Genomic DNA, 19,812 nt, shown 5'->3' on the forward strand with positions numbered 1-19,812 from the left:
TTCTACCGCATGGCATATCCGCCATGCGGTGTTATTTACCGACAAACTTAGCCGCCGACAATCTTTCTCACATAGCGTAAATGTTCCAGAGATCCCTCATAGGCGCTGTCAGCATCAGACTGGCGCATCGCATCCACTATCGCTTTATGTTGTTTGTTGAGATTAAGTAAAACATTTCTGTCTCCAGACTGCTCATCAAGCCCAGCATAAGGGATATTAATCCGTTGTTCCCATAACATACGGGACATATCGAACAACACCCGGTTACGGCTGGCCTCAGAGATCGCAAGGTGAAACTCTTTATCCAGCGAGTAAAAGCCGTGGACGTTATTATCGTTAATGGCTTGATCCATACGATGATAAATCGCCTCTATTTGATTGATGACGTCAACGTTATCGTTTTGTGCGGCTAAGCGCGCACAATGGCTATCGACCAGCTCGCGAGTAGAGAGAATTTCTTCGATGGTATAGTCGCTGGCAAGGTGTTTTTTATCTGAAACGATAACCCCATTACCGGACTGAATCACGATCCATCCGGAGATCTCCAGTACAATAAGGGCTTCTCGCAAGGAGGCGCGGCTCACGCCAAGCTGTTTTGCCAGTTCGCGTTCTGGCGGTAAAAAAGTTCCCGGGGGGAAAATATTATCATTGATCAGCTTAATGATGAGGTTGGCTATCTTCTGATAGAGCCTCTCCTGCCTGACCTCAGGTATAACCATGCGCCCTCCAATCCATATCCAGGGGATTTTGAATGGATTTAGCATACCATCCTGGCGCTGGTGATCGTGATAATTAATTACCGTGCATGATAAAGAGAAGCAACCGCCGGTAGTCTCTATTACCTTCGCCGAGCCTACCGGGGAAACTAAACCGAGACGAGCGATTTATCCTTTGACGTTGATTTTCTCGAACACGGGCGCTGTCGCGTTCTTAAACTGAGAAAGAGACCAGGTTTTATAGTTGATATCATTGTAGCCGCGCACCATCATCTCACCGTGCGTTAAGTCAGACAGCGTTGTCCAGACCGTATATTCTGAGACCGGTTTGCGGGTGGCGTTGCCTTCCCCTTCACTCCCCATATAATCAACCGTAATATTTTTCGGACGATCGAAACGGCTCATAATATGTGCAAGCGTATTCATTGCGTCGTGGGCGGATGTCGCTTGCGGCGCATATGTGGTGTAATAAACGCCGCGTATAAAACGGGAAACCGACGTATCGGACGATGGCAAGTCTGCAATAGCAATCCCGCTATCAGGCTGCATCACTTTTATCCCGCCCAGTGTGCCTGAAGAGCGGTCCACATTGGTTAATTGCGTATAATTATTCAGATTTGTCAGATGCCAGGGGAATGCGGGACCATTTGTCATCACGCGAGTGGGATTGTCATAGACATGGAATTTACCATTTTCCACTTCAACGACAATGCTTCCTCCTTTCTTGTCGTAAAACGCGTAATGAAATGGCGATTTCAGATCGCCAAACCGATGCAGTTCCGGTGACCAGAATTTGCCCTCTTTTATTGCCTGTTTTACCTCGCCGACAGTAGCAAAACGGGCCAGCGCCCATTCTCCCAACGAGGTGACAGGAATTGCCTGTTTATATTCACTCGCGGGCAATGGCGGCAACTGCGCATTCATGATCATGTTTTCACTAAATGACAATCCCGCGCTATTCATGCCTTCAAGTATGTCTCTGCTATCGCCATCAGTAATGGTGGAAGTAATGGCCAGTATCGGATACTTCGCCTGATAGCTTACTCCCTGGCTGCCATCCGGCGTTTTTTTATCAAACTGTGTTCCCGCCGGGTAATACGTTAACCATGAGGGTAAATCCTGCATATATTCCAGCGTACGCCCATGAAAAATATCGCCTTGTTTATCCTGAATAGCAAGGGTTGTGCAGGCCTGTGCAGCCAGGGCGTATGAAAACAGCGCCGGAGCGATAAATAACATTGCTTTACTTTTTTTCATCATGCTCTCCTTGTTTGTAAAATGGATTGGATGAATATATTAAATTAAACCTATCAATGGTTATGCAGCACGTAATTAATTGTGATCTTATTTTACAAGCTAATAAATTTAACTGACGGGTTTAAAGGAGAGTTAAACACAGCGAACTAACATGAAAACGCGTTATTCGTGTGACCATTTTAAAAAATCCCATCATGTTATAAATAAAAAACACGGTTTCTTATCAACATTAAGAGATACCATCACAACGCTATATTTACTCTAGAACACCGATAACATTAAATTAATTTATGTTTTTGAGTAATGTGAGTAGCACACATGTAATCGGTTGTTACGAATTAGAAACATAATTGCTACTAAAACACGTTGAGAAAGACAAGAAATGCAACATATGATGCCCACACTAACTATAGTGGTTTGGGATAAACGTTATGCAAACACAAGATACATTTTATCAAGTTATGCGTAGACACGGCGTGACAAGGCGTAGCTTCCTCAAGTTTTGCAGCCTTACCGCAACGTCTTTAGGCCTGAGCAGTTCGATGATTCCTCAGATAGCTTATGCCCTGGAGAATAAACCGCGTACGCCAGTGATATGGCTGCATGGTCTTGAATGTACCTGCTGTACCGAATCTTTCATTCGCTCTGCGCACCCGTTGGCAAAAGATGCCATTTTGTCGCTCATTTCCCTGGATTATGACGACACCATTATGGCCGCCGCAGGGCAACAAGCCGAGCAGGCGTTGGCGGATGTGATGCGTGAGTACAAAGGAAATTATATCGTTGCCGTGGAAGGTAACGCGCCGCTGAATGAAGATGGGATGTTTTGCATACTGGCTGGCGAGCCGTTCCTGGAGAAGTTAAAACGCGTCAGCGCGGATGCTAAAGCGATTATCGCCTGGGGGTCCTGCGCATCATGGGGCTGCGTGCAGGCAGCCCGTCCCAACCCAACTAAAGCCACGCCGGTTCACAAATTAATTACCGATAAACCCATTATTAAAGTGCCTGGCTGCCCGCCTATACCTGAAGTGATGTCCGCCGTTATCACCTATATGCTGGCATTTGATCGCATCCCTCCCCTTGATCGTCTTGGACGACCAAAAATGTTTTATGGCCAGCGAATTCATGACAAATGCTACCGACGCGCGCATTTCGATGCCGGTCAGTTTGTGGAAGCGTGGGATGACGAAGGCGCCAGAAAAGGGTATTGCCTGTACAAGATGGGCTGTAAAGGCCCGACCACCTATAACGCCTGTTCAACCGTTCGCTGGAATGATGGCGTGTCTTTTCCTATCCAGTCGGGTCATGGATGCCTCGGATGTTCGGAAGATGGATTCTGGGATTACGGTTCTTTTTACAGCCGGGCAACGGGCATTCCGCAAACCGGCATTGAGGCTACCGCCGATAAAATCGGACTGGGCGTTGCTGGCGTCGCGGGCGCTGCCGCCATCGCTCACGCCACGGTGAGCGCCATAAAACATGCCCGCAATAAAAACAACACGTCATCAGAAAACGCTCCGGAAGAGAAAAAATAATTATGGCATATCCTTATCAGACTCAGGGTTTTACGCTGGACAATAGCGGACGGCGAATTGTGGTCGATCCGGTTACTCGCATCGAAGGGCATATGCGCTGCGAAGTGAATATCGACAGTAATAATGTCATTACTAACGCCGTGTCGACCGGCACCATGTGGCGCGGCCTGGAGGTTATTCTGAAAGGTCGCGATCCGCGAGACGCCTGGGCATTTGTTGAACGCATTTGCGGCGTCTGCACCGGTACACACGCTCTGACCTCAATCCGTGCCGTAGAAAATGCGCTGGGAATCGCGATTCCTGACAACGCAAACTGTATCCGTAATATGATGCAGGCTACGCTACACGTTCACGATCACCTGGTGCATTTTTATCATCTGCACGCGCTGGACTGGGTTGATGTGGTTGCCGCCCTGAAAGCCGACCCGCATCAGACCTCCGCCATCGCGCAAAGCCTTTCCGCATGGCCGCTATCCTCGCCGGGATATTTCCGCGATTTGCAAAATCGACTGAAGCGGTTTATCGAGTCCGGTCAACTTGGCCCTTTCCGTAATGGCTACTGGGGACACCCGGCGATGAAACTTCCGCCGGAAGCCAATTTGCTGGCGGTCGCCCACTATCTTGAAGCGCTCGATTTTCAAAAAGAGATCGTAAAAATTCACACCGTTTTCGGTGGCAAAAACCCGCATCCTAACTGGCTGGTGGGCGGCGTTCCTTGCGCCATCAACCTTGACGAAACGGGCGCGGTCGGCGCAGTGAATATGGAACGTCTGAATCTTGTCAGTTCCATCATCCAAAAAGCTCGCCAGTTCTGCGAACAGGTTTATCTTCCGGACGTCTTGCTGATTGCCAGTTATTACAAAGACTGGGCAAAAATCGGCGGCGGGTTATCGAGCATGAACCTGCTGGCTTATGGCGAGTTTCCGGATAACCCTAACGATTATTCCGCCAGTAATCTTCTGCTTCCGCGTGGGGCTATTATTAACGGTCGTTTCGACGAAATTCATCCTGTCGATTTAACCGCCCCCGATGAAATTCAGGAGTTTGTCACTCACTCCTGGTATACCTATGGTAACGGCAATAACGATAAGGGCCTGCATCCGTGGGATGGTCTGACCGAACCGCAACTGGTCATGGGCGAACACTATAAAGGCACAAAAACCTTTATCGAACAGGTGGATGAGTCCGCTAAATATTCATGGATTAAATCGCCGCGCTGGAAGGGACATGCGATGGAGGTAGGTCCGCTGGCGCGTTATCTGATTGGATATCATCAAAATAAACCGGAATTTAAAGAACCTGTGGATCAACTGCTTAGTGTATTAAAGCTGCCTAAAGAAGCGCTCTTTTCTACATTAGGACGTACTGCCGCGCGTGCGCTGGAATCCGTATGGGCAGGCAATACGCTGCAATATTTCTTCGATCGTCTGATGCGTAACCTCAAGTCCGGCGATACGGCGACGGCAAACGTCACGCTCTGGGAACCCGATACCTGGCCTACATCGGCAAAAGGCGTTGGTTTCAGCGAGGCGCCGCGTGGCGCGCTGGGGCACTGGATAAAAATTGAAAATCAGAAAATCGACAGCTATCAGTGTGTGGTACCGACAACCTGGAATGCCGGGCCACGTGACGATAAAGGTCAAATTGGCGCGTACGAAGCGGCGTTAATGGGGACTAAACTCGCCGTTCCCGATCAACCATTGGAGATTTTACGTACTCTGCACAGCTTCGATCCCTGCCTGGCCTGCTCCACCCATGTTATTGATAATCATGGAGGGGAGCTGGTCAGGGTTCAGGTACGATGACGACGATTCGGAGGTCTCAATGCATCTCAAAGAAATAACCAGCCAGGGGTACTATATCTATGAAGCGCCGGTCCGTTTATGGCACTGGATCACGGCGTTATCCATTGTCGTCCTGGCTGTTACAGGATATTTCATTGGCCGCCCCCTGCCATCGATTCAAGGTGAAGCGACCTTTATGTTTTGGATGGGCTGGATACGACTGATCCATTTTACCACGGCGTATATTTTTACTGTCGCGCTGCTGTTTCGTATTTACTGGGCATGTGTCGGCAATGAGTACGCCAGGGAGATGTTTCTGGTTCCGTTCTGGCGCCGCGCCTGGCGCAAAGGCGTTATCAGCGAAATCCGCTGGTATTTTTTCCTCGAAAAAGAGGCCCATCGTTACTATGGACATAATCCGGTAGCGGGACTGGCGGTAATGTTCTATTTCTGGATGTCCGTACTGATGGTGTGTAGCGGCTTTGCGCTCTATGGCGAAGGGCTTGGAACAGACAGTTGGGCGTATCAATGGTTTGGCTGGATGATTCGCCTGACTGGCAACGATAGCCTCGCGCTACATTTCTGGCACCGGCTGGGCATGTGGTTCATTATCGCCTTCGTCATTGCGCATGTTTATACCGCTATCCGTGAAGACATTATGAGCCGACAAAGCGTGATTTCCGTCATGATAAGCGGCTGGCGCTGGTTCAGGTGATAACAATGGCAGAAGTAACAATCTTAGGGCTTGGCAACCTGCTTTGGGCAGATGAAGGGTTCGGCGTCAGAGCGGCGGAAAAGCTGTTTGAACAGTATGCCGATAACGAGAAAGTTGACGTTGTTGATGGCGGTACGCAGGGGCTGGCGCTGCTGCCCTGGCTGCAACAGACCGAAAAACTGTTAATCATGGATGCTATCGATTTTGGTATGGCGCCAGGTTCGCTGGCGATGTTTCGTGATGAACAGGTTCCCGCCTATCTGACGGCGAAAAAACTCAGTTTACATCAGACCAGTTTTTCTGAAGTGCTGGCATTGCTGCAATTAACCGGCGGCCAGTTATCGGAGATTGTGCTGATTGGCGTGCAGCCGGAATGTCTGGATGACTATGGCGGAAGTCTTACGCCGCAGGTAAAGGCGCAACTGATGCCTGCGGTCTATCTCGCGCAGGAAGTGCTGGCGCAATGGGGTATCACCGCCTCTTCAGCGGCCTTGCCCACTGAAAGACTCAATCATTACAGCCTGTGTATGGAACGCTACGAAGATGAACGGCCAGATGCGCAAAGCGCTTGCCGGGTCGGCGATATTCGGGTGCTACAGAGAGAGAAATCATAATGTGTATCGGCGTTCCTGTGCAGGTTATTTCACCCGGTCAGTGGTTCGCCAAATGCCGCGACCGACACGGCGAGCTTATCGACGTTGATATTCGGCTTGTGGCTCCCCCCTTAGCAGGCGCATGGCTGCTGACATTTGGCGGCGCAGCACGACGAGAAATGGACGAAACGGAAGCCGTTGAGGTACTGGCGGCGCTAGACTCGCTGGAACAGGCCATGCTCACGCAAAGCGATCCGCTGACCGGTTTTGCCGATTTATTGTCTCGCACGCCTGAATTACCGGAGCATTTAAAAAAATGACTATCTCACCCCAAAATCCTGTTTGTCCACTGGCGGATAAAGGCTTTCTGGTTACCGATGCGCAAACGCTCCCGTCGTTGATTAATGCGCATCCGACTGTGCTGGTTTTGCTGCAAAGCGACCCCAACAAACATCCGGAAGTCGCCGACAGTTGGGTCATTATCCCGGAGATCCTCAAGCAATTTCCGGCGACGTCTTATACCGCGGCATTTGCGGATAGCGAACAGAGTGAACTGATCGCCCGGGAGTATCGCATTCTGAAATATCCGGCGCTGCTTTTCTTTCGCCAGCACCGTTTTGTCGGCAGTCTGGCGGGATTATATAGCTGGCAAGAATACTCTCAGCGGGTGGCCGCATTGCTGACCACACCGGGCTATCGTCAGGATATTCCCGTTATCACGCAATAGAATGAAAGGTAACACACGTGAATCATTCCAGAACTATTCCAGTCGTTAATATTGCCGGACCAGGCTCGCAGCCAGAAGAGGAAGACTTTAACTTTCTTCCTATCCCCGCCGGCATTAATCTCCCACTGACGCCGGTTTTACCGGAACAGGCGCTGCCCGCTGAGCTTCGTGTTGCCAGACACATCCTGACTACGCTTATTCGCGATATGGATAACCCGGTGGCAACGCTCCCCTTTCCCCTGAGCTATAAGCTGAGTGCCACTGAGCAACAGAATAGCGGTTTGTTGGATCAACTGCTCGGCGAAGGTGAAATATCCGCCCGGGTACTATTACCCGATGGAAAAGAACAGCGTATTCAGGAGACGGTTTTTACGGGCGTCTGGCGTGTGCGTGAATATAACGCTGACCAGCAACGGGTTGCCGATGAAATTATCATTGGCCCGATCCCGGAGAGCATCTGGCAGACGCATCCGCAGCCGCCGATTACACCAGAATTGCCGCCACAACCGGCGGGATTGATGAATGGCGCCTTTATCGCGCATGAAATAGCCGAGCGCGTAAAACAGCCGGTAAAAGAGCCGCATATCATTAACTTAACGCTGTTGCCAGTAAACGATGCCGATCGCGAGTATCTGGATCATTTTTTAGGCGAAGGCTGTAGCGCTATTTTTTCACGCGGATATGGTAAATGCCGGATTGTAAGCACGCATTTTCCCGGCGTATGGCGGGTCAATTATTTCAATGATATGAACACATTACTGCAAGATATGATTGAGATAGCGGACATTCCTGATATCGCCGTTGCAGGCATCGACGATATCGAAGATGCCTACGCGGGGCTAAAAAATACGTTGGAATGGTTGAAAGAATACCCGGTCACAGAAAATGAGCCAGTGGTGCGCATGGAGTGCAAAGTATGTTGGTGGGTTTACGACCCTGCGCTGGGCGATGATGTATGGCAAATTCCACCCGGCGTGCCCTTCAACCAGTTACCTGATTACTGGTGCTGTCCGGTTTGCGAAACCAGTAAGTCCGGGTTTATGGTGATCGATGAAGGTAATAATTCGTGCAAAGATTGACCGTCTATTCTCACCCGCTACGGATTATCTGGCAGGAGGCGCCGATCGGTCGTTTGTTACAGGGCGCAACACCGGTGTACGCAAAAACGCTTATTTCACGTTTGTTTACGTTGTGCGCTCAGGCGCACAGCGTAGCGGCGGCTTTACTGTTGTTTCCTGAAGAGAAGCCAGATATGCAGGCCGCACAACAGGAGCTGGCGCGAGAAACGCTCCGTCGCGCGTTGACCGACTGGCTCCCCCTGTTTAGCCACCGACAGGCAACCGCTGAAGAATGGGCGTTGTTACGTCGCGGAGAGTTATCCCCGCTGGCAAGCACAATCTTTTTTGACGATGATCCTCAGGCCTGGCTTGCCGCTGGCGTAAAGGGCTGGGAAGCCTGGTTTTTGCAAGAGCGTTCTGAAACCGCCCGCTGGCTGGCGGCAGTACAGAATATCATTACACCTACACTACCGATGGCGTCGTCCCCGGACCATACGTTAATAACCCATGGTCCCCTGGATGTCTCGCCTCTGGCTATCGAATATCCGCTACTGTCAGCCTGTTGTCTTAGCGGAAAAACGACTGCGCTACGTCTGCTGGCCCGCTGCATTACGCTCGCCCGAAGTTTGAGCGCCCTTCCTACCCTGCGCTGGAATCGTTTTGATGATGGCGAATGGAAAATAGCGGTAGTGGAAACCGCGCGAGGATGGTTAGTTCATCAGGCCAGACTGACGACGTCAGGCAATATTCTTGATTACCGTATTATCTCGCCTACCACACGTCACGCCCAATCTGACGGCGTCATTGCTCGCGAACTGGCCACTATTCCACTCTCATTGTGGTCGCAACAGTTACAGGTAATTGATCCTTGTGTCGCCGTAAATATTGTTGAATGAAGGAGCTGGCCCATGCATGAATTAGCCCTGGCGCAAAATATTATCGAATTGCTGGAGGAGCAGGCAGTAAATCACCAGTTCAGCAAGGTAAAGCAAGTCTGGCTGGAGATTGGCGTTATGGCCTGTGTTGAGGTGCCGGCGCTGCATTTTGGCCTGGACGTCGCCGCTCGTCATACCCTTGCTGACAATGCGCGTTTCCACATTACTATCGCACCGGCGCAAGGTTGGTGTCTGTCCTGTAATCAACCCTTCACCTCTCAAACATCCACACTCTGTTGCCCCTTTTGTCATTCAGGCAAAGTGCAGATAGATGACAGTAGCAGAATGCGCATTCGCGAGATCGAAGTCGAATAGTCAACGAATAGTCAATAAAAAAGGACGCCAGAAGCGTCCTGAAATAATAAAAGAATAAATTAACAATAATAAAGGTTAAGCAGTGACACAGTTTTGGGAAAAGGAGGGTATCCCTAAACTGTCTTAATCAGCAAGTTTTATCAAAACTCGTAGACTAAGCCGAGCGCCACGGTGTTGTCTGTATTAGGATTCGATGGGTTGCCATCTTTTAGCAGATTGATTTTGTAGTCAACATACGCGGACATATTTTTATTGAAGTAGTAGTAGGAACCCACATCAATATATTTCACAAGGTCGAACGAACCCAGTCCATCAACATCATTGGCTCTGGATTGCAGGAACGCCAGTGATGGGCGTAAGCCATTATCAAATTGATATTGCCCTACCATTTCCCAGTTATCGGTTTTATGTGCAAAGCCGCCCAATGTATCGCCCATATAGGTCATATCATAAGTACGGGTATAGTTTGCCGCCAGGTAAATATTATTGGCATCATACTTCACGCCGCCAGTCCAGGCTTCAGCGCGGTCACCATTGTCGTATTTATCTTGCGTCATCTGATCAAGCGTGCGTTTGGAACTGGTATAGGCTGCCCCCAGACTCACCCCCATGCCCAAATCATATGTCGCTGATGCCCCGAAACCATCGCCATTCTGGTATGCGATACTTTTTCTGGCATTATTACTTAAAGGATCGCCTTCTTTCGACAGGCCGTCATTTTTACCCTGATACTGCAACGCAATATTCAGACCATCAACCAGACCAAAGAAATCATTATTGCGATAAGTCAGAACGCCATTCGCGCGTCCGGTCATAAAATTATCGGAAGCTTCATACGAATCATTACCAAATTCAGGCAGTACGTCAGTCCATGAACCAATGTCGTATAACACGCCATAGTTACGACCATAATCAACAGATCCCATATCGGCAAATGCCAAACCAGCAAAACCGAGACGCGTCCAGCTTTGCGGGGAACCGCTGGAGTCACCATCTTCCGGACGATTGGCGTTGACCTGATACTCCCACTGTCCAAAACCGGTTAGTTGATCGGTAATTTGAGTCTCGCCTTTAATACCCATACGGATATAAGATTGATCGCCATCCGTACTATGATTACTGGAAAAATAATGCAGGCCGTCGACCTTGCCATACAAATCCAGTTTATTGCCATCCTTGTTATAGATTTCTGCTGCGTTGGCGGCTCCAGCCATCATTACGGCTGCGGCTACCGCAGATAACACCACTACTTTTTTCATTTTATATGCCTTATTTGTCTTATTTTTGGACTTTCCGCAAAACCTGCTCGCGGAACTGTCCAGGACAATATCACTAACAATTACCGCGCGTTAAGTTTCAAAGTGTAATATTAGCTTGCTATGTATTAGTGATGTTAAAATGCAAGTTAAGCATGGCTACATCAATGATATGCCCTGTTTTCTGCTGTAATAACAAGGGGGTTACCCTTAGAGAACTGGCTTACGGTCGGGGATGCCAGGGCGAGAATGGCACTGAACACCAGGCTGACATTCGGTAAGACGGAATCATAATCAAGTCAGTTGAGGCCACAGTCCTTCTTATTTTTGTGTATAATTTGTTACGTTTACATTTATTTTTAAATTAGCGTTATGAAAATATCAGTACTACTGAAATAGCACTTCTTCGCTTCGTGTATTTTTACTATGGTTAATTATCACATAGCGCAAACGGTCATTTGTGTATCACTATTCATAAGATTAACTATTTACCAGTGGTAATAAACATAAAAGTAAGTCAATGGACAACAACAATACTGAAACTCTAAATGTTGATATTTTGAGTCATGCCGTTACAAACAAATACGATATTCTTAATTGCACTACTCCCTTTTCGGGGTAATTTTATAGAAGGATGTTTTTTATTGTTCGTGAGCCATGCTCCTTTAGTATAAAGGTGAACGTAACAGGAAAGATAAAGCGTCTCAAAAACAGACCATATGGGTATAACTATTATGCAAAAAACGTCACTATTGTTTTCTGCCGCCGCGATAACGTTAACTCTGATGGCGTCATCGGCATCAGCGGCAACGCCAACCGCCGCACAAAATGAAGCTACGTCGACCGTTAAACAAGAAATTACAGAAGGCATTAACCGTTACCTTTATTCAATAGATAAGGCAGACCCAACGTTAGGCAAGCAGCTTTTTTATGTTTCACCGGATACCAGTTTTATTCATCCACGCGGTCACGAACGCGGATGGTCGCAGATCGCTGAAAATTTTTATGGTGCCACTATGGGTAAAACCTTCAGCAAACGCACATTAAAACTGGACGCTCCCCCTGCTATTCATGTGTATGGCAATGCCGCCGTTGCAGAGTTCGACTGGCATTTTACCGCGGTACGCCGTGATAATGGGCAGACTCAACACACGACAGGCCGCGAAAGCCAGGTGTGGGCGAAGATACCAAACACAGGATGGCGAATCGTTCATGTCCACTACTCCGGTCCAGCCAAAACCGGCGTTGGAGAAGGCTATTAAGCTTTGCTCTTCAGGTTATGGCGCAGATGAACATTCTGCGCCAGTTAAGTCGAGCTTAGGTCAGTTGATAGCGTTTATCCGGTATCCGTTTTGCCGGAATATCCCTTTCATCATTCATTTGCAGTAAATCGATTTCTATCGCATTGCATATCGCATCCAGCGGTAAATCATTATTTTCAGTACCGAACGGATCTTCCAACTCTTCTGCTAACGCATCCAGCGCGATAAACGTATAAGAAATAAGCACCGAAATAAACGGCGTCATATAGTGCAGATCAACCACCAGTGCAAATGGCAACATAATGCAGAAAAGATAAACCGTACGATGCAAAATTAACGTATAGGCAAAAGGCACCGGCGTGTTGGCGATGCGTTCACAGCCGGCCAACACTGACGACATATCATTTAAACGGTTGTTGAGGCTATGAAATAAAATATCGGAAAGCTTTCCGCTGTGGCGGCGAATCGCCAGCCACTCTCCCATCAGCAATAAGATACGATTAGCGGGCGAATGGGAAGCGACAACTTTCTGTAACGCGCCCTGGTCAAGATAGTTGCCCAGAACTTGCGTTTGAGGCTGTCGACGCAATGTCATACGCAAACAGTGGGCAAAAGCGATTTGTAACCGAACAAAATCCTCGATACCGCGTTCATCAGGTAAGGTTGTTTTCACCTCACGCAGTATTGAGCGTGAAGCGATCATCAACTGCCCCCACAAATGTCGCGCTTCGACGTAACGCGCATAACAGGCATTATTGCGAAACCCAAGAAAAATGGCGATAGCGACGCCCAGTATGCTAAACGGCGCAAGGGTAAACTTAATACCCAGCATTGTGTACCAGGGCAGCATGATAATAACGGCGATAGAAAGAAGAAAGTTAAGGAGCAGTCGTGAAAAGATTTTAGATAACACGGAACCATGCCAGACAAATATCAGGCGAATCCAGTGCTGTTGTGGTCTAACGATCATGATTATCTTCAGCAGGTAAAAAAGCACTGTCATTAAACGTGATCCAGATCAAGGTTGCAAGCTTCTGGTGATACACGGCTCCCCTGCCCTGTAGAGCATTTTTTTGCACAGTGCTGACAGGCGTTGAAAAAAAACAACCAAATGTATGTTGTAACTAAAAAGACACTTCAGCACATGAGATATATGACGGTCAACGGCTGCTATCAGTGGTATAGGGTGATTTATCGGGGAAAGCGTCAGCAACGACGCGCTGCTCTACCGCTGATTCATTTGTATGACCAGCCAGTAATGGATAACGCTGACAATATACTGTTGCTGCGCTTCGCTCAGCGGTTCTCCCTGAGGTATCTGGTGCCACTTCGCCAGGCACCCGCGACAGCAGGTTGCCGTCGCATGTTGCGCGATAAATACCGGATGGCCCCGCATCGGCGTTTGCTTACCATCATTCGCCGGGTGAGCTGGCGCCAGTCGCTGGGCGATAAAATCGGCGGCGTGTTTATCAATTACCTCCGCGCCTTTATCCCAGCAATATTGTCTTTCTTTTATCCCGAGACGAAAACGCGAACGAAATGTCGATCGCGCCAGGCGGGCAAAGAGCGGTTCAAGCGCGTTCATCAGTATACCGAACGTCCTAACGTTTGTGTTAATTGCTCAAGCGCGGCGATACCTGCCAGAGAGTTTCCCGCAGGATCCAGCTCCGGACTCCAGACGGCAATCGCCATTTCATGCGGCACTATGGCGACAATACCGCCGCCCACGCCGGATTTAGCGGGCAATCCCACCCGCCAGGCAAACTCTCCGGCATTCTGATACATACCGCTGGTCGCCATTAGCGCATTAATCTGCCGGGCCTGCATGGGGGTAACTACCGGCTCGTCGAGATGAAACGCCTCGCCCTGATTCGCCAGAAAGACAAACGTCCTCGCCAGTTCCATGCAGCTCATTTTCAACGCACAGTAGTGGAAGTAATTTTGCAACACGGTAGGCACATCATGATGAAAATTACCGAATGATTTCATCAGCCAGGCAATAGCGGCGTTACGGGCGGAATGCTCAAATTCAGAGCGCGCGACCGTAGCGTCATACGTAATATCCGATACGCCACAGAGCGCGCGCACAACTTCCAGCATCCGCTGACGCGGCGCGCTAAGCCGGCCTTGCAACATGTCGCATACCACCAGCGCGCCCGCATTAATAAATGGATTACGCGGGATGCCTTGTTCCATCTCTAACTGAACCAACGAATTGAACGGCGAGCCGGAAGGATCTTTTCCGACGCGCTGCCAGATCTCCTCTTCCGGATAATGACGCATCGCCACCACCAGACTGAGCACTTTCGAAATAGACTGAATAGAGAAGCGTTCGTGCGCATCGCCCGCCTGATAATGCTGCCCGTCCACGGTACAAATCGCTATCCCCAGCTTTGAACCCTCGACGGACGCTAATGCCGGAATATAGTCAGCGACTTTGCCCTGGCCAATGAGGGGGCGAACGCGCTGTAAAATCGTCTCTAAAATTGCATTATCCATGGCCCTGGCCACAACATGCTCCTTGCTCGCAGGTCTGAAAAGGCCTGCGAGTATAGCAGAGGGCGCCACGCGACGTCAGGGCGATTAGACGCGGTTCTTCCAGACGGTCTGCACATTACAAAATTCGTGTAAACCAAAGTGCGAAAGCTCGCGACCGAAGCCGCTTTTCTTCACCCCGCCGAATGCCACACGCGCATCGCTGGCGCTGTACCCATTAATGAATACCCCGCCGCACTCAAGACGCGCCGCCATCTCCGCGGCCAGCGTATCGTCGGCGGTAAAGATCGTCGCCGACAGGCCAAACTCACTGTCATTCGCCAGCACGAGGGCGTGCGCCGCATCTTTTGCAACGGTAATGGCGGCAACAGGCCCAAAAAGCTCCTGACGAAATGCAGTCATGTCAGGTGTGACATCCGCCAGAACGGTCGCGGCATAATAGTTGCCCTCCCCGGCGATTTTCTCTCCGCCCAACAGTAGCCGTGCGCCTTCGGCGACGGAAGCCTGCACCTGTTGATGGAGTTCATCACGCAGATCAAAGCGCGCCATCGGCCCCAGGTCATTCTCTTCAACCAGAGGATCACCCATCTTTAATGCTGCGGCAGCCGCTACAAAGCGATCGGTAAACGCCTGCGCAATGCCCTCTTCGACAATGAAACGTTTGGCGGCGGCGCAGACTTGTCCGGTGTTTTGATAGCGTCCTGCAACCGCAGCTTTTACCGCCAGCTCAAGATCGGCATCATTGAGTACAATAAACGGATCCGAGCCCCCCAGTTCCAGTACGCACTTTTTCAGCGCCGCCCCAGCCTGAGCACCAATCGCCGCGCCGGCGCGCACGCTACCGGTCACCGTCACCGCCGCGATTCGCGGATCGTTAATCATCTGACTCACGCCCTCATTATTAGCGTTCACCCATCCATAGACGCCAGCGGGAGTACCGGCTTCCGTCAAGATTCGGGCTATCATCTGCGCGCAACCCGTGACATTGGGCGCATGTTTTAACAAGTAGCTATTCCCCGCCAGCAGTATCGGCACTGCCCCGCGTAACACCTGCCATAAAGGAAAATTCCACGGCATTATCGCCAGGATGACGCCCAGCGGACGGTATTCAATCACCGCCTGCTGATTTTCTACCAGCGTAGGCTCAGGATTCAGCATTGCCGGGCCATGTTCCGCATACCAGTCGCATAACGCGGCGGATTTCGTCACTTCCGCACGCGCCTGCTTTATGGGTTTACCCATTTCACGCGTAATACATTGCGCCATCTCTTCTGCATGAGCGCGAAGCGCCTGACCAATATCACGTAATGTTTGCGCCCGTTGCGCTACCGATGTCATTTTCCACTTTTTGAAACCGCTCGCCGCCAGACTCAGCGCATGTTCAATCTCTTGCGCGTTAGCCCAGGGCATTGCCGCCAGCGTCTGGCCGGTCGCAGGATTCACGGATAACGCCTGTGTTGCAGTCATCATGGTCATGTTCTTTCTCTCGTTATCAGGGGAGTTGTACCATCATGACGCCCTTTACCCTTTCTGAAAAATGAATAATATTAACCAGACTATTCACGAATTGAGAAAACCATGGACCTGACGCAACTAGAAATGTTTAACGCTGTCGCTCTGACGGGCAGCATTTCGCAGGCGGCGGCAAAAGTGCACCGCGTTCCGTCCAACCTGACCACGCGTATCCGTCAGCTTGAAGCCGACCTGGGCGTCTCTCTGTTTATTCGCGAAAACCAGCGACTCAGGCTGTCACCAGCCGGGCATAACTTTTTACGTTACAGCCAGCAGATCCTGGCGCTGGTTGATGAAGCCCGTATGGTGGTTGCCGGAGAGGAACCGCAAGGACTGTTTTCACTCGGCGCGTTAGAAAGTACTGCCGCCGTACGAATCCCCGCACTGCTGGCGGGTTATAACCAGCGTTACCCTAAAATTCAGTTCGCGTTAACGACCGGTCCTTCCGGCGCCATGCTGGATGGCGTGCTCGAGGGAAAGCTGAACGCCGCCTTTATTGATGGCCCGCTAATGCATCCGGGGCTGGAAGGTATACCGGCTTACCAGGAAGAGATGATGATCGTCGCGCCACACGGCCATTCCGTCGTTTCGCGGGCCAGCGAGGTGAATGGTTATAACATCTATGCTTTTCGCGCCAACTGTTCTTACCGACGGCATTTCGAAAGCTGGTTTCATGCCGATGGCGCGACCCCCGGTACGATTCACGAAATGGAGTCATATCATGGAATGTTGGCGTGCGTAATTGCCGGCGCAGGTATTGCGCTGATGCCAGCAAGTATGCTCAACAGTATGCCAGGACATCATCAGGTGGAAGCCTGGCCGTTGGCGGAGAAGTGGCGCTGGCTTAACACATGGCTAATGTGGCGGCGCGGGGCGATGACGCGTCAGCTTGAGGCCTTTATCGAGTTACTTAACGCCCAACTGGCGAGCGTCGACTGAAGACGAAACGGCCTGCGAAGTAAATGAGAAGCAGGTCACAAAATGATTGTCTTTTCGCCAGTAAACGTTTTAAGATTGCGGCCTCACCTTCTCGCAACTAACCCGAAATATTTTTATGACAATCAATCCAGTTTCCCGCAAGGTCGCGTGGCTACGGGTAGTTACGCTTGCTATTGCCGCTTTTATTTTCAATACCACAGAATTTGTGCCGGTTGGTTTGCTGTCAGACATTGCTGAAAGCTTTCATATGCAAACCGCGCAGGTCGGCATCATGCTAACCATTTACGCCTGGGTAGTTGCCGTCATGTCGCTGCCCTTTATGCTTCTTACCAGTCAAATGGAGCGCCGTAAACTACTCATTTGTCTGTTTGTTTTGTTTATTGCCAGCCATGTGCTCTCCTTTCTGGCATGGAACTTTACCGTGCTGGTCATTAGCCGTATTGGCATCGCTTTCGCCCACGCTATTTTCTGGTCGATAACCGCCTCGCTGGCGATCCGCCTGGCCCCTGCCGGGAAACGCGCGCAGGCATTAAGTCTGATAGCGACCGGCACCGCGTTGGCCATGGTGCTTGGGCTGCCGATAGGTCGCGTTGTTGGTCAGTATTTTGGCTGGCGCACCACCTTTTTTGCCATCGGCATGGGCGCATTAATTACGCTGCTATGTCTGATTAAGCTTCTACCGAAATTGCCGAGCGAGCATTCCGGCTCACTAAAAAGTTTACCTTTGCTATTCCGACGCCCGGCGCTGATGAGCCTCTATGTACTGACCGTCGTTGTGGTGACTGCGCATTACACAGCTTATAGCTATATTGAACCGTTCGTTCAGAATGTCGCCGGGCTCAGTGCGAATTTTGCTACCGTCCTGTTACTGATCCTCGGCGGCGCCGGGATCATCGGCAGCCTCGTGTTTGGTAAACTGGGTAATCGTCATGCCTCGTCGCTCGTCAGTATCGCTATTGCCCTGCTGGTTGTCTGTCTGCTTCTGCTGCTGCCTGCGGCGGATAGCGAAGCGCATCTGGCCATACTGAGCATTTTCTGGGGCATCGCGATTATGGTGATAGGGCTCGGTATGCAGGTGAAAGTACTGGCGCTGGCCCCGGACGCGACCGATGTCGCAATGGCGCTATTTTCAGGCATCTTTAATATTGGTATTGGCGCTGGCGCGCTGGTAGGTAATCAGGTGAGTTTGCACTGGTCAATGTCGGCCATCGGCTATATTGGCGCCATACCCGCCTGTGCCGCGCTGGTATGGGCTGTGCTCATATTCCGCAAATGGCCAGTGACGCTGGAAGAACAACCGCATTAAGACATTTGTCTGCCGGGAACAGGTTTCCGGCAGACGACAATGCGCCTTAGTGGTACGTTTTAATAATTTCCAACACGCCGTTGATAATAAATTGCACGCCCATACACACCAGCAGGAATCCCATTAAGCGGGAGATCGCTTCAATCCCCCCTTTACCCACCAGCCGCATAATAGCGCCAGAACTGCGTAAGCATCCCCACAGGATCACCGCCACGGCAAGAAAAATAATCGGCGGCGCGACCATAATGACCCAGTCGGGAAACTCGCCGCCATGACGCACCGTGGAAGCGGAACTGATGATCATTGCGATGGTCCCCGGTCCTGCGGTGCTTGGCATAGCCAGTGGAACAAACGCAATATTGGCCGTCGGTTCGTCTGCCAGCTCCTCCGATTTGCTTTTCGCTTCCGGCGACTCATGCGCCTTCTGCTGCGGGAAAAGCATTCTGAAGCCGATAAACGCCACGATTAACCCCCCGGCGATCCGTAGCCCTGGAATCGAAATACCGAAGGTGTTCATAACTAACTGCCCGGCGTAGTACGCCACCATCATAATAGCGAAGACATAAACCGAAGCCATATAGGACTGCCGGTTGCGTTCCGCACTATTCATATTGCCCGCAAGGCCAAGAAACAGCGCCACGGTGGTTAGCGGATTGGCTAACGGGAGCAGTACGACCAGCCCCAATCCAATCGCTTTAAACAAATCCATCATAATACTATCTCTTACCCATCAGCGTTTCATGAACCGGAAGTATAAAGTGAAATTGCCCAGGCGCGCCATTTCGCCAGTGTGCAAATTAATATCCTCTACAACATATAACCTGTAATTATCAATTAGTTACAAGTTATCACAACACAATACTCCGGACGCCTTTTAGCAAATCGTGGCATCGGTCAATTCATTTAGTTGACTTATACTTGCCTGGGCAATAGTATCTGACGAAATTAATTACTTGCCGGGGCAACCATTTTGAAAAGCACCAGTGATCTGTTCAATGAAATCATTCCGCTGGGTCGCTTGATCTACATGGTAAATCAAAAAAAAGATCGCCTGTTAAATAACTATTTATCCCCGCTGGATATCACCGCAACACAGTTTAAAGTGCTGTGCTCGATACGCTGCGCGGGATGTATTACCCCGGTTGAACTTAAAAAAGTGCTGTCTGTCGATCTCGGCGCATTGACGCGGATGCTCGACCGCCTGCTGTGCAAAGGCTGGATCGAAAGACTGCCGAATCCTAATGACAAACGCGGCGTACTGGTGAAGCTAACGCCGGACGGCGCGGCAATTTGTGAGCAATGTCATCAACGACCAGGGCAAGACCTGCATCAGGAATTAACAAAAAACTTAACGGCGGACGAAGTGGCAACGCTTGAGTATTTGCTCAAGAAAATTCTGCCGTAGA

Annotated in this window: 21 protein-coding genes; 13 read left to right on the forward strand and 8 right to left on the reverse strand. The window is 50.3% G+C overall.

Annotated features, from left to right (window positions below; translation table 11 throughout):
- Positions 1-47: 47 nt before the first annotated feature.
- A complete protein-coding gene (locus tag EOS97_RS21680; protein WP_001518759.1) occupies positions 48-839 on the reverse strand; it encodes a FadR/GntR family transcriptional regulator in 792 nt (263 codons plus the stop codon).
- 45 nt (positions 840-884) lie between these two features.
- Positions 885-1,976 carry a choloylglycine hydrolase family protein gene (locus EOS97_RS21685; protein ID WP_000976503.1) on the reverse strand — a complete coding sequence of 364 codons (1,092 nt, stop codon included), beginning with the start codon at positions 1,974-1,976 and terminating at the stop codon, positions 885-887.
- A 428-nt stretch (positions 1,977-2,404) separates the two neighbouring features.
- Between EOS97_RS21685 and EOS97_RS21690 the strand changes: the two genes are divergently transcribed.
- From EOS97_RS21690 to hypA, 9 genes are read left to right on the forward strand one after another with little or no spacing between them, the layout of a single operon-like run.
- Entirely contained in the window at positions 2,405-3,508 is a 1,104-nt protein-coding gene (locus EOS97_RS21690; RefSeq protein ID WP_001194448.1) for a hydrogenase small subunit, read from the forward strand.
- 2 nt (positions 3,509-3,510) lie between these two features.
- Positions 3,511-5,313 carry a nickel-dependent hydrogenase large subunit gene (locus EOS97_RS21695; protein ID WP_000331200.1) on the forward strand — a complete coding sequence of 601 codons (1,803 nt, stop codon included), beginning with the start codon at positions 3,511-3,513 and terminating at the stop codon, positions 5,311-5,313.
- Positions 5,264-6,007: a Ni/Fe-hydrogenase, b-type cytochrome subunit gene (cybH, locus tag EOS97_RS21700; RefSeq protein WP_000924456.1), complete on the forward strand. Its 744-nt coding sequence runs from the start codon at positions 5,264-5,266 to the stop codon at positions 6,005-6,007. Before EOS97_RS21695 ends, cybH begins: the two co-directional genes overlap by 50 nt.
- Positions 6,008-6,012: 5 nt before the next feature.
- Positions 6,013-6,621, forward strand: a complete 609-nt coding sequence (hybD, locus tag EOS97_RS21705) for a HyaD/HybD family hydrogenase maturation endopeptidase (RefSeq protein WP_000852664.1) — start codon at positions 6,013-6,015, stop codon at positions 6,619-6,621.
- Positions 6,621-6,920: a HypC/HybG/HupF family hydrogenase formation chaperone gene (gene hypC, locus EOS97_RS21710; RefSeq protein ID WP_000334910.1), complete on the forward strand. Its 300-nt coding sequence runs from the start codon at positions 6,621-6,623 to the stop codon at positions 6,918-6,920. The genes hybD and hypC overlap by 1 nt, the downstream gene beginning before the upstream one ends.
- Positions 6,917-7,327, forward strand: a complete 411-nt coding sequence (locus EOS97_RS21715) for a hydrogenase (protein WP_000155985.1) — start codon at positions 6,917-6,919, stop codon at positions 7,325-7,327. Before hypC ends, EOS97_RS21715 begins: the two co-directional genes overlap by 4 nt.
- Positions 7,328-7,344: 17 nt before the next feature.
- Positions 7,345-8,406 carry a hydrogenase expression/formation C-terminal domain-containing protein gene (locus EOS97_RS21720; protein WP_001016752.1) on the forward strand — a complete coding sequence of 354 codons (1,062 nt, stop codon included), beginning with the start codon at positions 7,345-7,347 and terminating at the stop codon, positions 8,404-8,406.
- Positions 8,394-9,281 carry an ATP/GTP-binding protein gene (locus EOS97_RS21725; RefSeq protein ID WP_001189404.1) on the forward strand — a complete coding sequence of 296 codons (888 nt, stop codon included), beginning with the start codon at positions 8,394-8,396 and terminating at the stop codon, positions 9,279-9,281. The genes EOS97_RS21720 and EOS97_RS21725 overlap by 13 nt, the downstream gene beginning before the upstream one ends.
- A gap of 12 nt (positions 9,282-9,293) precedes the next feature.
- Positions 9,294-9,635, forward strand: a complete 342-nt coding sequence (gene hypA, locus EOS97_RS21730; protein WP_000544772.1) for a hydrogenase maturation nickel metallochaperone HypA — start codon at positions 9,294-9,296, stop codon at positions 9,633-9,635.
- Between the two features lie 140 nt (positions 9,636-9,775).
- Here the strand turns inward: hypA and ompC are convergent, their stop codons facing one another.
- Positions 9,776-10,894: a porin OmpC gene (gene ompC / locus EOS97_RS21735; RefSeq protein ID WP_000758335.1), complete on the reverse strand. Its 1,119-nt coding sequence runs from the start codon at positions 10,892-10,894 to the stop codon at positions 9,776-9,778.
- 716 nt (positions 10,895-11,610) lie between these two features.
- On the opposite strand from ompC, the gene EOS97_RS21740 reads away from it, so the two are divergent.
- Positions 11,611-12,153, forward strand: a complete 543-nt coding sequence (locus EOS97_RS21740; RefSeq protein ID WP_000513118.1) for a DUF4440 domain-containing protein — start codon at positions 11,611-11,613, stop codon at positions 12,151-12,153.
- Between the two features lie 55 nt (positions 12,154-12,208).
- Here the strand turns inward: EOS97_RS21740 and EOS97_RS21745 are convergent, their stop codons facing one another.
- The 4 genes from EOS97_RS21745 to sad form a co-directional block, all read right to left on the reverse strand.
- On the reverse strand, positions 12,209-13,123 hold the full coding sequence (locus tag EOS97_RS21745) for a bestrophin family protein (RefSeq protein ID WP_001804844.1): 915 nt from the start codon (positions 13,121-13,123) through the stop codon (positions 12,209-12,211).
- 255 nt (positions 13,124-13,378) lie between these two features.
- On the reverse strand, positions 13,379-13,738 hold the full coding sequence (locus EOS97_RS21750) for a DUF4186 domain-containing protein (protein ID WP_000992449.1): 360 nt from the start codon (positions 13,736-13,738) through the stop codon (positions 13,379-13,381).
- Entirely contained in the window at positions 13,738-14,664 is a 927-nt protein-coding gene (gene glsB, locus EOS97_RS21755; RefSeq protein ID WP_000090081.1) for a glutaminase B, read from the reverse strand. The genes EOS97_RS21750 and glsB overlap by 1 nt, the downstream gene beginning before the upstream one ends.
- 72 nt (positions 14,665-14,736) lie before the next feature.
- Positions 14,737-16,125: a succinate-semialdehyde dehydrogenase gene (gene sad / locus EOS97_RS21760; protein WP_000178412.1), complete on the reverse strand. Its 1,389-nt coding sequence runs from the start codon at positions 16,123-16,125 to the stop codon at positions 14,737-14,739.
- Between the two features lie 102 nt (positions 16,126-16,227).
- On the opposite strand from sad, the gene EOS97_RS21765 reads away from it, so the two are divergent.
- On the forward strand, positions 16,228-17,100 hold the full coding sequence (locus tag EOS97_RS21765; RefSeq protein ID WP_000366528.1) for a LysR family transcriptional regulator: 873 nt from the start codon (positions 16,228-16,230) through the stop codon (positions 17,098-17,100).
- A 115-nt stretch (positions 17,101-17,215) separates the two neighbouring features.
- Positions 17,216-18,406, forward strand: a complete 1,191-nt coding sequence (locus EOS97_RS21770; RefSeq protein ID WP_000154617.1) for a sugar transporter — start codon at positions 17,216-17,218, stop codon at positions 18,404-18,406.
- A 46-nt stretch (positions 18,407-18,452) separates the two neighbouring features.
- On the opposite strand, the gene EOS97_RS21775 is transcribed toward EOS97_RS21770, so the two are convergent.
- A complete protein-coding gene (locus EOS97_RS21775) occupies positions 18,453-19,118 on the reverse strand; it encodes a MarC family NAAT transporter (RefSeq protein WP_000968968.1) in 666 nt (221 codons plus the stop codon).
- A 258-nt stretch (positions 19,119-19,376) separates the two neighbouring features.
- On the opposite strand from EOS97_RS21775, the gene marR reads away from it, so the two are divergent.
- A complete protein-coding gene (marR, locus tag EOS97_RS21780) occupies positions 19,377-19,811 on the forward strand; it encodes a multiple antibiotic resistance transcriptional regulator MarR (protein ID WP_000843434.1) in 435 nt (144 codons plus the stop codon).
- Position 19,812 lies beyond the last annotated feature (1 nt).

Source organism: Salmonella sp. SSDFZ54 (assembly GCF_004010735.1).
Classification (GTDB): domain Bacteria; phylum Pseudomonadota; class Gammaproteobacteria; order Enterobacterales; family Enterobacteriaceae; genus Salmonella; species Salmonella enterica.